At 41.7% G+C, this 12,744-nt stretch carries 14 protein-coding genes; 2 read left to right on the top strand and 12 right to left on the bottom strand.

The genetic code is table 11. The annotated features are described in order from the left end of the window. The 5 genes from ABD036_RS18355 to ABD036_RS18335 all read right to left on the bottom strand — a co-directional run bounded on the left by ABD036_RS18355 (position 1) and on the right by ABD036_RS18335 (position 6,274). Positions 1-1,209 carry an O-antigen polysaccharide polymerase Wzy gene (locus tag ABD036_RS18355; RefSeq protein WP_343862551.1) on the bottom strand — a complete coding sequence of 403 codons (1,209 nt, stop codon included), beginning with the start codon at positions 1,207-1,209 and terminating at the stop codon, positions 1-3. Continuing rightward, positions 1,209-2,402, bottom strand: a complete 1,194-nt coding sequence (locus ABD036_RS18350) for a hypothetical protein (protein WP_343862549.1) — start codon at positions 2,400-2,402, stop codon at positions 1,209-1,211. The genes ABD036_RS18355 and ABD036_RS18350 overlap by 1 nt, the downstream gene beginning before the upstream one ends. Before the next feature lie 180 nt (positions 2,403-2,582). Continuing rightward, complete coding sequence (locus ABD036_RS18345; RefSeq protein WP_343862547.1) at positions 2,583-4,760, bottom strand: S9 family peptidase; 2,178 nt, start codon at positions 4,758-4,760, stop codon at positions 2,583-2,585. Positions 4,761-4,908: 148 nt separating this feature from the next. Continuing rightward, positions 4,909-5,436, bottom strand: a complete 528-nt coding sequence (locus ABD036_RS18340; RefSeq protein ID WP_343862545.1) for a DUF4136 domain-containing protein — start codon at positions 5,434-5,436, stop codon at positions 4,909-4,911. 166 nt (positions 5,437-5,602) lie between these two features. Then, entirely contained in the window at positions 5,603-6,274 is a 672-nt protein-coding gene (locus ABD036_RS18335) for a 2OG-Fe(II) oxygenase (RefSeq protein ID WP_425542589.1), read from the bottom strand. Between the two features lie 350 nt (positions 6,275-6,624). Here ABD036_RS18335 and ABD036_RS18330 point away from each other — a divergent pair, with 350 nt between their 5' ends. Together ABD036_RS18330 and ABD036_RS18325 are read left to right on the top strand one after the other, a co-directional pair. Continuing rightward, positions 6,625-7,245 (top strand): acyloxyacyl hydrolase, encoded by a 621-nt coding sequence (locus ABD036_RS18330; protein ID WP_343862543.1) that lies wholly within the window; start codon positions 6,625-6,627, stop codon positions 7,243-7,245. A gap of 139 nt (positions 7,246-7,384) precedes the next feature. Continuing rightward, positions 7,385-8,611, top strand: a complete 1,227-nt coding sequence (locus ABD036_RS18325) for a DUF418 domain-containing protein (RefSeq protein ID WP_343862541.1) — start codon at positions 7,385-7,387, stop codon at positions 8,609-8,611. Between the two features lie 244 nt (positions 8,612-8,855). Here the strand turns inward: ABD036_RS18325 and ABD036_RS18320 are convergent, their stop codons facing one another. The 7 genes from ABD036_RS18320 to ABD036_RS18290 all read right to left on the bottom strand — a co-directional run. Beyond that, positions 8,856-9,431 carry a PEP-CTERM sorting domain-containing protein gene (locus tag ABD036_RS18320; protein WP_343862539.1) on the bottom strand — a complete coding sequence of 192 codons (576 nt, stop codon included), beginning with the start codon at positions 9,429-9,431 and terminating at the stop codon, positions 8,856-8,858. A 615-nt stretch (positions 9,432-10,046) separates the two neighbouring features. Then, entirely contained in the window at positions 10,047-10,460 is a 414-nt protein-coding gene (locus tag ABD036_RS18315) for a hypothetical protein (RefSeq protein WP_343862537.1), read from the bottom strand. Between the two features lie 192 nt (positions 10,461-10,652). Continuing rightward, positions 10,653-11,078, bottom strand: a complete 426-nt coding sequence (locus ABD036_RS18310) for a hypothetical protein (RefSeq protein ID WP_343862535.1) — start codon at positions 11,076-11,078, stop codon at positions 10,653-10,655. Positions 11,079-11,203: 125 nt separating this feature from the next. Continuing rightward, positions 11,204-11,563 carry a hypothetical protein gene (locus ABD036_RS18305; RefSeq protein ID WP_343862533.1) on the bottom strand — a complete coding sequence of 120 codons (360 nt, stop codon included), beginning with the start codon at positions 11,561-11,563 and terminating at the stop codon, positions 11,204-11,206. 111 nt (positions 11,564-11,674) lie between these two features. Further along, positions 11,675-12,103 (bottom strand): hypothetical protein, encoded by a 429-nt coding sequence (locus ABD036_RS18300; RefSeq protein ID WP_343862532.1) that lies wholly within the window; start codon positions 12,101-12,103, stop codon positions 11,675-11,677. Positions 12,104-12,303: 200 nt separating this feature from the next. Beyond that, on the bottom strand, positions 12,304-12,630 hold the full coding sequence (locus tag ABD036_RS18295) for a hypothetical protein (RefSeq protein ID WP_343862531.1): 327 nt from the start codon (positions 12,628-12,630) through the stop codon (positions 12,304-12,306). A gap of 18 nt (positions 12,631-12,648) precedes the next feature. Next, positions 12,649-12,744 (bottom strand): IS3 family transposase (locus ABD036_RS18290; protein WP_343862578.1); only part of this gene is annotated, 96 nt, incomplete at its 5' end.

The following is a 12,744-nucleotide window of genomic DNA, read 5'->3' as shown; positions in this document are numbered from 1 at the left end:
TTACACTCGATAATACATTCGGCCGCGCTGCGATACGAATAACAGCAAGAAAAATATAATGACACAATATATGAAAGCCTTAAAGAGAATTAAAGACTCTCCACGAATTGCGTATACAAAGTAAAACAAGTTGAAGTAGGTAAGCAATATGCCAATTGGGCGATTCAACAGATAGCCTTTATAGGTCCAGGCTAGAAAAATCGCAATAAAGGTAAATAGAAACGGGATACCGACATAACCGAAATTGAGCAAGGCTTCGCCTTCAATAGAAAACCCATATGCCCCGTCATTGGCGGCCGAAGAGTAGCGCCGGCTAAACCAAATCGACAAGGGTGTGGTTAATCGAATGGCACCTAGGGTTAGCATATTGATAAAGCCAGAAAAGTACGACTCGCCCCACATCACCAAGTCGCCTTGCTCTAACCACATGGCGATATTAGAGGTCACCATTAAGTTACTTCCTTGGTTGAGGAAAGAGCCTAAACCACCGCCATCCATTTCGGCACTACGTCCCGCTGACATCATTGTAAAGCCGAATCCACCGAGGGTGCCACCTAACAGCAGTTTCCACAATGCGATAGCATGATCTTTGTAAAACCAGAAATATAAAGGCACCACGATCAAGGCAAAGTCACGCTCCCCCATGTAATAGCAATAAGTAAAATAGAACAATACTACCCCGCTAAATTGCCAAAACTTTTTACGGCTCATTGACGAGCGTGGCATCACGGTCATATAGCAAAACAAGAATAACGGCCACAAGGTAAGAACAACGTAATGTCCAATACCCACCGATTGAATACGCTGAACCTTATCAAGCGGCGCAAAACCAATCCGCGAAAACGCGACGAGAAAAAGCAACATCGTCGGCGCAAGCATAAAAAACATGGCTATTTGCCGAAGTAAAACAGGCTCTTTTACGACTAAAGAATGATGAGGGGTTAACTTGCCAACCCAGTTAGCAGGAAATAGGCTCAGTGTGGCAATGGCTAAGAAGAACGCGAAAGACGACTCATACAAGTAGTCTTTTTTAATACCGCTATATATTGGCAAGTCCAACATATTGGCAATATAGGGGCCGAAGCAAAAATAGAAGTAACAAAACAAATAAATGGCGAGCGGGCTTAATTTTCCATCATGATGAGTGACTTCCCAGACCAAGCGCGTGGAAAGCAAAGCAATTGAGAGGTAAAAAAAGATATGCTCCATCAGGACTCTCTTGGCGTCGTTCTTAATGACCAGATGCCGCCTGCACATTGCAAGACCGAGCTAACCGCCACAAGAACCATTAAACCACTGAAGGCAAACTGGTTAAAGATCACACTACCTATAATATAGCAGAATACGATATTACATACAGTGAACAGCAATAACAGTTTGTGCCGTCCGCTGATCACAAACAGATAATTTGAAAACGAAAATAACAACGGTCCCCAACTCAGCAATAATACCAAAGTATAAACCTGCGTATGATCACCGTCAGTCAACTGAATATTGTTATGCGCGGCCCAAAAAAGCTCAGCGAACATCGGAACATGGGCAATTTGCAAAACGAAAAACAGCATGAGTATGATCACAACGCAGTGACGAATGTGGACATGAAAGTCTTGCTTGTGCGCTAGTAACCAAGCCTGTTTCAGCATATGCAGACGCGACTGAACAACGGCATTAACCAGCACCAGCGCCGCCATTACCAAAAAGCTGGCGACAGTATAAACACTCAATAGTATGCGGTCTTCTTCGCCACCCATTATGTAGCGAGGAATATTAAAATAGATGGAAAAACACAAGGCACTTAGCGAAAGTGGTAACGCGCGCTTGGCAAGTGCAAGTAATGCTGCAACATTCAGACTAAGCAACACGTGCTTTTGTTGATAAACACAGATAACCACAAACAACACCGAGATGGCGAACAACGTAATAGGTAAACTGTGCGTTAGCAATGCAGCGACAGACGCGAGCAATATTGCGCCCCATTTGCTCAAGGTGATCATTAACAATCGTTGGGTATGCCGATGTTTGATCGACTCAGCAATCGACAAATCAAACAACTGCTCGGTAATTTTAAACAGGTAGATTGCTAGTACCAATCCCCACTGTTCCAGCCACACCCCAATTGCTAATGCGATAAGCAAACCAAACAAGCCCATATAGGCGCGCAAAGAGAGGTGAATGGGATCTTGTTCGTCGCTACTGGCGAGTAAGAAATTACGAGATGGGCTGGCCAAAAGCAAAGTAAGTGGCGCTAGCAAGGCGAGAATATAACTAAAGGTACCGACCTGCTGAGCACCTTGTTGATGACTTAACCACAATACGATTAACCAAGGAACTACGAAACTACTGACTTGAATACTGAGCAGTAAAAGGGGCGTGCTGTTCAAAAGTCGATTAATGAAAGGCATTAGAGTATGTGTTTTATTCCTTGCAGCTTAATAAGGGTATCGACATTTTATGTTGAGTGTTGAGTATCGCGCGATTTTACCCATACAACAAGGTCCAACTTGCGAACCACGCGCAATAAAAAGCCCAACGGAAGTTGGGCTTAGTTACTATTCTAGGTAAAGGATAAACGGATAAATTCTCTATTTATCAATACCGTGCGCTTTTAGCACAAACATCATCTCTTCTGCGTAGTCTCGCAATCTGCCGTAACGACCACTATTGGCAAAATGCCCTGCGCCCATATTGATACGCATGATCAACAAGTTGTCATCCGTTTTAAACTCGCGCATCTTGGCTGTCCATTTAGCCGGTTCCCAGTAGGTTACACGCGGATCGTTAATTCCGCCCGACACTAACATAGGAGGATACTCTCTTGCCTCAATATTGTCATAAGGCGAATAACTCTCGAGTAAGTCGTAAACCTCGGCGCTTTCAATTGGGTTGCCCCACTCTTTCCACTCCGGTGGCGTGAGCGGCAAAGTGGCATCTAACATAGTGTTAAGTACATCTACAAATGGAACTCCTAGTGTCACCGAACGCCACATATCTGGAGCTTGAATAACGGCTGCCCCCATCAATTCGCCCCCCGCACTTCGACCGGATATGGAAATGTTTCCTGGGGCTGCGTACTTTTCGTTGACTAAGAATTTAGCCACATCAACAAAGTCATTGAAGGTGTTGGTGCGTTTTTCCAGTTTGCCATCTAAATACCACTGATAGCCCATCATATCGCTACCACGAACATGCGCCACTGCATAAGCGAAGCCTCTATCCAGTAAGCTCAGACGCATAGTTGAAAAATAGGGGGGAATAGTGACGCCATAGGCACCATATCCATACAGCATAACAGGGTGACTGGCGTCTTTTTTAAAGCCCTTTTTGTAAACAATCGACACCGGCACTTCGACACCATCTCGAGAAGGTGCCATACGACGTTCAGTCACATAGTCGGACTTGTCATAACCGGACGGTATCTCTTTGACTTTACGCGTTTTTAAGACTTTGTTTTTCAGATCGTAATCAAACACCGTTTCAGGTGTAATCATTGACTGGTAATTCAATCTCACGAAATCTTGCGAAAACTGCGAATTATTGCCCAATGACGATGAATACACTTGTTCTGGAAATGCCACATCATGAGAATTACCTTCATAATCGCGAATGCGGATCTGCTCGATACCATGGTCTCTGGCATGCAATGCAATAAACTTATCGAAGGTTTGCAGCCCTAGCAAATACACTGAGTCCGAACCGGGTATCAGCGTTGTCCAGTCAGCGTAATTCGGGTTACTGCTAGCGACACTGGCTAGACGAAAGTTCTTGTGGGTGTCATTGGCTAAGATATAGAACTTGCCATTAGCATGATCTACTGAGCTTGAGAATCCTTGCTCTCTGGATACTAACAACTTAGGTTCAGAGTATGGATTATCCGCTGGAATGGCATGTATCTCTTGAACCTCAGCTTGACTGCTAATCAATAGAAAGTATTTTTCATCACTGGTTTGACGGAAACCTAAGAAAAACCCGTCATCTTGTTCGCTGATCAACACCACATCTTCCGATTGCGCAGTGCCTAACTTATGCAGGTTGAGGCTTTCGGTTGACCACCTGCCAGCTTCCAACTTGCCGTATAACAACGCTTTATTATCCGCAGTAAAGGCCACGGGGCCTTGCACATCAGAAAGCTCATCACTGAGGTACTCACCGGTTTGCAAATCTTTTACGCGCACCGAATAACGCTCCGAACCATCGGTGTTTACCGAGTATGCGAGATAGCGATTATCTGAGCTAATATCATAATCACCTAACGAAAAGTAATCGTGCCCTTTTGCCAATTCTGGCTCAGAGAGGAACACGGTTTCTTCACCCGTTTGTAGATTTTTACGTGAGCGAGTAGGATACTCTTCGCCTTCTTGGTAAAACCAATGATATTGGTAACCATTATCGATCCACGGGACTGAGCTTTCTTGCTCATTAGTACGCCCTTTAAACTCTGCAAAAATCGTGTCGACTAAGGCTGTATTTGGCGCTAAAAACGCATTGAAATAATCATTTTCCTGATTGAGATAGTCAATCACAGGCTGATCATCCACCTGAGGATAACCTTGGTCTTTTAACCAATGATAATCATCGCTAAGAGTTTTCCCATGATATTCGGCTGTATAGGCCTGCTTTGGAGCGACGGGACTGGGGATGTCTAGTTGCTTCAATCGTATTGGAGTCTGGCTCACTTGGTCTTCTTCCTCAGCACTATGTTTGACATCTGAGCAAGCGCTAAGCAAAACAAGTGGTAGTGCAATAAACAGCGGTGATCGCATAAAAACAAAATCCCTATTTTGATGTGAAACCGGATGATACGATCGGATAGTTGCAAAGACAAAATAAAAACGATGAGACACAGGGTCGTGCGACCAAATGAGGTACGCATTCGGCAATTATCACAAAGAGATTAGAGCGAAAAAGGGGTTAACGATCTACCGGAAACACATCCAGCAATCCCCGCAGCGCTTTTAATTGCGCATCACCAGTACCACTTGGCTGATCAGTATCAATTTCAGCGCTATTACTGGCTGACCATACCAAACGATCGTCTACCAACACTTTCATTACGACAATCGCATAGAGCAGCATATCATCACCCCATGGCACACTGACCGAACCGCCTACACCAATACCACCAGAACGCCCATACGAACCGGTACCTAAGCCAATAGAGAGTCTGCTTTGATTAGGCTGTTGTTGCTCGTAGTGATCAATTTCGATTGTTGCGTCAACAAAGCCAGGATCACCAACTAACTTGCCGTTTTGAGTTAAGAAATCGGTCAGTGAATTTACCAATCTGTCAGCACCCAAATTATCTTGCGGATTGATCGAAGTAACCGCATAGCTTTTTATCTGAGCAAAATTGGTGCTTTGATCAGTATCTATGCGCACAGAGTTAGACGCACAGCCGGCAGTAAATACCACAACGAATATTGAGATTAACCTTAACAAAGGGTCTGTCACTCCAAAAATAGATTCTAATTAGAGTATAGGTGAGTTGAACTGATTAAGGTCAGTCGCAGAAACCATTTGCAATGGGTGTCTCGATAAAAATAGTGGGTGTCTCAATAAAAATAGTGGGTGTCTCAATAAAAACATCCATAAAACAATCGGTTCATTAAGCCGGTGGATCTGCTTTTTCCGAGGTTGATGAATTCACTCGATACCAGCTTGCGATAGAAAATCGATCACGACTGGCTGGCAGCACTTCATGGGGAAACTCTTCACTCAAGAAAACCACCATAGTCCCAAAACTCGGTGTCACTTTAATACCTTCTTGATCTTGTTCATTTTGATAAATCACTAACTCACCACCATCATCAGGTTGCCAGGCATGATTCAGGTAAACCACAACCGAAAGTACGCGATTCGCCTCCCCTTTAAACGCATCAAAATGACGTTTGTAAAAGTCACCCGGGGAATAATGTGCAAAGTGACTTTCGAAGGAAAATAAACCTAAAAATAATCGTCGATTCAAAAAGGTTTGTAAACTTGAATTCCACTCTAGCCAACGTCGTCCTGCATCTGACTCACCAGTTATCCAACAAATGTCATCGGTACGTACAAAGTTATTCACACTGTGTTCCGACTCTCGACCAATACCTGCTTGCTCGAAATTAAATTGCGGCATTGAATGCAAGTGCCCAGCGAGACTTTCTCCGAGCATGTGTGGCAACGCACATGGATTAATACTGAAGCCTTTGTCTTGAATATCCTTGGCAATTTTTTCAAAAAATTCAGTTCCCTCACCTTCACCAGAATGAGAGTTCAAATTTAAAATAGCAGCCACAAAGTTTCCTTTTGTACAGGGATAAAAATTTAAACAGACAAGTAAGTTTGTTGAACAAATACGACAGTCAAACAAGGCGGTATTCTACACAGTAATTCACTTTTGCAAAGCGATCAGTTGCGCTTAAAAAAAGGCCCAAAATGAATAGTGATAAATTCAGCTGGCAAGCATCGTTTTGCAATGGATACTGGGCGCAATATAGCGGTTATGTTCAATACTAGAGCGATGAAAGCTTTGATCAACTCTCTGCGGGTTATTTACACTCGACACCGATAAGCGTAAAAAGGGATGTTCTTAAGGAGCACTTATTATCCTACAGTTCAGGTTAACTATAAGGGAAATGTGCAACGATGGCATTAGATAACTCTACTGACACAGAATTAGGTTTGAAATTGGTCGCTGCCCTTTTCGGTTTTGCTTGGCTGTGTTTATTAGCGCTTTTTTCTGGAGATTCGCGAGCCGATCCTATACAAGCACTAGAAGACAGGAAGTGGCCGCTACAAAATATCAGTATTCGCACACGATTTGCCGAACGAACCTTGCTCGGTAAGGACGCGCCCGAGAAATTTAAAGCCCATGATCTCTCAGCCAACTTCAAAATGCCCTATACTTTGTATTCCGCTGCGAATTGGGCAGTCGGCACTAATCTAACGGCCAGTATCGGGATTTTACGAAGCATTGAGGAAAGTGCCTTAGTTGTTTCAGCCGCACCAGAATTAATGCTGCGAACTAATGACGGTGGATTTACTATCAATGCGGGTATTGGATTGGCTGCATTTAGTCGACATAAATTAGGCATACAAGATTTTGGTGGACCATTTCAATTTGTATTGGCATTTGGTTCGACTTTAGAATTATCTAGACACACGCGGATCGGGTACCGCTTTCAGCACTACTCTGATGCGAGACTCAACGGGTCGAATACGACCGGTGCCGACCTCCATATGGTGGAGTTTTATTATCAGTTTTAAGCTTCAGGATTCGTCTGGGGCAGAACACGCATTGTGACAGGTAAATAAATCGAGGCTGTCACCTAGAAAACCGCAACAAAAATTTTGCGACCTTGGGTGATAGTGCGGTATTTTTTAACGTGGATGTCTCGTACTCCTGTTGCCTGCAATAAAATTACAGGGAATTTCCCCAATGGAGAAACAACACCGAATCGTAAGTCTTGATGTTTTGAGAGGGATTTCGTTATTTTTCATCCTCATTGCGAATGTTTTGGTGTTTTCAGGTTACTACTTCCTCGATGAAAGTTTGAAGCAACAATATGCGACTTACGACCTGGATGCTTGGCTTTTTGATGCCATTAAAATACTGGTAGAAGCAAAGTTCTATACCCTCTTCTCATTGTTATTTGGTATTGGGTTTTATATCCAGCTACAGCGCTTTAAAAGCTCATCCTCTTTTCCAAAATACATGCTTAGGCGCATGTCGATTTTACTGTTGATAGGGTTAGTACACATGTTCTTTATATGGCTGGGCGATATATTGGCGCTCTACGCTATCTTAGGCATGGTACTGATTTTATTCCATAAATGGTCTGACCGTAAGCTGCTTATTATGGCGATTTCCTTGCTCATATTACCAATATTGCATGTGGCATTCATGCAGGAAGTTGGGGTTTATCTTGGCGGATTATTTGGCCAGTTCAACGCATATGTTTATAGTTTGGATGGGGCGCCACCAAAGGATCCAAATGTGTTCGTTGTTCTTGAATTTACACGTACCCAAGATTGGCAATTCTACTGGCAAGTCAAATTAGTTGATCCTGTCATTCGACTTGCGATTTTGATCGCAGACACGCGCTTTTTTAAAGTGCTGGGGATATTCATGATTGGATTGGTGATTGGGAGGCATATATTCCATCACGGACTACTCGAAAATACCCGATTACTGAAGCGAACTTTATTCTGGGGTTTCATTATTGGGCTACCCGCAAATATTGGCATGACAATATTGAGTAATGCTGAAACGAATTCAGCGAGTAATGCCATTTTACATGCGGTGCTGGGAACCCTAGGGATTGTTCCCCTGACGCTAGCTTATGCTGCCGGGATCGTTTTAATGCTGAATAATGGAGGGCGTTGGCTTTTAGCATTTGCCTTTGCTGGCCGCATGGCACTGACAAACTATATTATGCAATCGATTATTTGTATCACGTTATTTTATGGAATCGGACTAGGATGGGCGGGCAGATTTGGCTTACTTTCTATACTGTTAATAGTTACCTTAATCTTTCTTTTTCAGATCCTGTTTAGCTTTATTTATCTACGCTACGTTAATCAGGGTCCTCTTGAATATCTGTGGCGCATGTCGATTCAAAAACATAAATAAGCCAGCCCGAAACAAGCTGATGTATAAACGAGCCCCATAGTCCGCAATACATGGCCATGAGAGTTTTTGCGAATTACTCACGGTGATTAACGTTTCGAGTGGCTGTAGCGAAATCCAGGGTATAACTCAAGCCGTCTACTATTGCCTTTAAAGTCGAATTAAAGGATATGCAGCTCAATAAATGTAAAGGGCAGTATTAATATGCAGCAATAACATAGCAGATTTACACTGCCCTTTTTTGCAGTTACATCTTAAAGGCGCGCCTTAATAACAGGCCACCAAGCGAGACAAGCACTAAAAGAAATGGAGCAGGTTCAGGAACGGTTGTCATGACAATTCTGGAGCCCACATCCTGACTTAAAAACGACTGCCAAGCTCCAACGCCTTGGTCGTTCCACAAAGAACCTGGACTGATATTATCGCCCGACCTACCAATGAACCATTGACCACCGTTAACGTTTCGTGCACCGATCAAATATTGACTGCCTGGATTTATATTTATCTGTGGATTGAACAAATAAGTAATGGCATTCGCCGAAAGTGAAAAAATATCGCTCGACCACAGAGCACTTCCTGTGGGGGTGCCCAAACCATCTGTTCCATATACGAAAGCAGAAATATCCACACCATCGCCAAACATAGTTAGCGTGAACGACTCAAGGTTATTTTCGTCGGCAGCGAATGTTCCGCCGACAGACAGAGGAGTGTTACCACTGCCTGAGTAGGTATTATGAGGATTATTAATAATTCCAGCGTTTGCTACAAATGTGGTGCTGATTAAAATTATTATGGAGGCCAGTCTTGTTGTTATTAGTTTCATCGGTTGTTCCTTTTTTGTTTTTTTGAGTAGCAGCCCGAAACAATTGAACAAATATATTCCGATTTGCAGAAGTAATTATAGCAGTTGATTACGAATTAAAATTTAATTGAACGCTTTGTGATGAGAATAACTTGAACCTTCGGCGCAAACCTTCGGGGGCCCCCATAAATCAGCCGTTGCGGCATTCACTCATTTTGTTACGTTTTTAGAACATAAAACATTGGAGGTATGAGGTACTGAATGATCGATAACTTAAAAACGAACCTTGAGGTTTCCCAAGGGATAAATGTGAACCTTGTTAGGCGCAACCTTCAGAGTATTAGTGCTAGCCACATTTAGCGGTTATCTAATACTATTTTTATCTGTTTGATTTGCTTTAGTCCCACCTACACCGCTTATTCGGACTGACCTTTAAGACTCATATTCATAAGATATCAAGATGCTGCTAGCGCCAAAACAGACAATGCCAAATAAATTGCATCTAGTGAGGTGGAAAATTTCATGTCTACAACGGCTCTAAAAAACTCCATAATTACCGCAAGAATTACTACTCGGACTATCTTATCTTTGAGCACATCAATCTTTGGGCGGTTTCATCAACGACGAGTTTCATGGCTATTTGTGCGTATAACGCTTTCTTAAGTAACCACCAATATGTGTTTCTTCATATGGCCAAGAGTAAATATGCATCTCAGTGTAATTATTTTTAAATTTTACATAAGCTAAAGTTTGCTCGCCTAAATGCGTATCAAATGTACCATTGCAACTGGGCTTATTGTTGTACTCAACAACAGTGTACTCCCATGCATAAAATTCAGTGTCACCATATTTTTTGAACGTATATTTGTCTATGCTAACTTCCGGATGACTTATCACTATTTGTGTACCATCAGCTTTTAATTCATAAGTTTCATCACAATAATCTGCGACAAGATCCCATAAGCCAACATGATGATTTTCCACTTCTTTATTTGGGGTGAATGTACATCCTGAAATGATCAGAAAAATTAAGGCAAAGTACAATTTCAAAGCAAGACCTCAGGTGGTGTATAACGCTTTGCTTGGGGGCGCAGGCACGGAGCTATAATAGCGAAGCCACCCGTATTTGCGTCCCAGCGAACGGAGTGAGTGACATTAGCGTTTTGTTAGCACTTCCCATAATTTATACAACCTTCCTTATATTGTTTTATTTGCACATTAAGGCTAGCAAATTGCTCATCTTCAATCTTCAATCTTCAGAATAAGAATTTCATTATTACTTAGGCTATACCAAATTCTCACGATTGTCCCTTCGGGTAACCCTATTCTCGGAACTTGTCTACTTAACCCGTTAGTTTTAAAAGTTTGTCCAGTATCTAAACGGAATTCAAAAAGGTCGGAGTGACTTTTAATCGTTCGGAAACTTTCAATTTTGCCGCTGATGATTGCCACATTTTCAGTTCCTATTTCATTCATTTGATTGATTACAGAACTAACTAAAAACATGAGTATAAATCCCGATAGCACGGAAGCTCCTATACCCCATAATTTTTCAAAAGAAGGTGATGTTTTAAAAAGTGATATAGATAGTCTGCCCGTTAAGGAGCCAACTCCTAAAACCAAAATAATAGAAGCGATAACGATGCTAAACCAAAAACCAAAAGACAAATCAGACTGGGTTACATCAAAAAAGTAATGAATTCCATACGAGTGCTAACGCTTTACATATGGGGATTTTAGGGGTGCTTTTTCAGCAACTAAAAATCCCTCCTTGAAGTTTTTGTTATGTACCATTAAAGCCCCCATATTTGATTGGTGACGGCTAAAAAGTAAAAACAAAAATATACCGACAAAACAGCCAGCAGCGCAGATAATGGAATTACCCAAAGTCTTAACTTATTACTTTTTATTGTAGTAGCCATGAGGATACCATTTAACCAAATACTAGCACTTACAATCAAAGCACTGCCAAATTGACTAATTTCGTGATCGGGCTCCCATATGTGCCAACCCACGATAAATAGTAAACATAGCAACACCAACCAAAGAGCAACAAAATAGCGCGGCCTTTCCTTAGTACTAAACCAAAATAGGTAGGCGATCACTAGACAAGAGGTTGGAATTAATAGCACGGAAAATTCGAAAAATGTCATAGTCTATTGGCACTTAACGCCTCGTTAAGAGGCTAAAAATAGTTGGCTATAAAAGCGAGGCACGAGCGGAGCCAACTGTTTTTTGTCCGACTTGAGCGCATTGTTAGGTAATTATTTGAAACCCGTTATAGCCCAGAAAACTAGCACAATAGCTATAAATGAAATGCAAGATGTGCATATACCTACTTTTTTTGAACGGATCCAACCGCTCATTGCAACACTAGCTAATAGCATTAATATACCAAAAGAAAACCCTAAAATACTTACAACTCTAGCAGTATTAATTCCCTCCTCACTATATACATTACTAGGAGTGCCAGGATGCAAAACAGAACTAATCATTACGAAACTAATAACAGCAACAATAAAACAACACGCAGAAATAGCTGTTGAGCCGACAACCCAGTTAGTAATTCGTTTTGAAGAGTCTGCAACTAACAAAGTAACTAAAAATGTTGCAGAAAAACCACCCAAAAAAGCAGATAAAAACGCTAACTGACCGGCCAAATCAATAAGATAGTTATTAGACAATGGTTGCACTTTAATTTAACTCCATAATATGATTTTCGACATTTACCTAACGCTTTTTATAGATGGCGCGCGTTTTTTGCGCGTCCAGTGAAGGCCGCTTTTTGGCCGTAACGTTATTTAATAAATTTGTTATACATACAGTTACAACCCTTTTTGCCAACGCTGAGGATAGACACCTTTGAACACAATATTTATAAACTCTTGTTTACTCAAATGTCCTTTTTTAGTTTGATGCCAAAGTAAACGGCGCCTGACAAAAAACAAAAAATATATAAAGAAAATAACAGTGTGAAAAAGCATAAAGCGAAAACAGTCATAACCAGAACATTATCATAGCTTCTTAAAGGAACATCAGAGTCAATTCCAAAATAAGAAGCAATAGCAAAAAACAAGTTATAGGCAAAAATAAAACCAAGCAAACAACCAACAGCACCAACTTTAGCTGATTGTGAGGAGAAATATGGCTTTAGATTTAACTGGCTCTTTATTGCCCTAATTAAGATGCTGATGCCCTCGAGTATGTTGGTGTTACCCACTAAAAGTGGACATCCTGTTTAAGCGTAACGAGCTTCATATTCCAACGGACTTAAGTATCCCAATGTCGAATGTAGCCTTACGCGATTATAAAATATTTCAATATATTCAAAGAT

The organism is Aliiglaciecola litoralis, assembly GCF_039523355.1.
Classification (GTDB): Bacteria; Pseudomonadota; Gammaproteobacteria; order Enterobacterales; family Alteromonadaceae; genus Aliiglaciecola; species Aliiglaciecola litoralis.
This window is presented reverse-complemented; position numbering and strand designations above follow the sequence as displayed.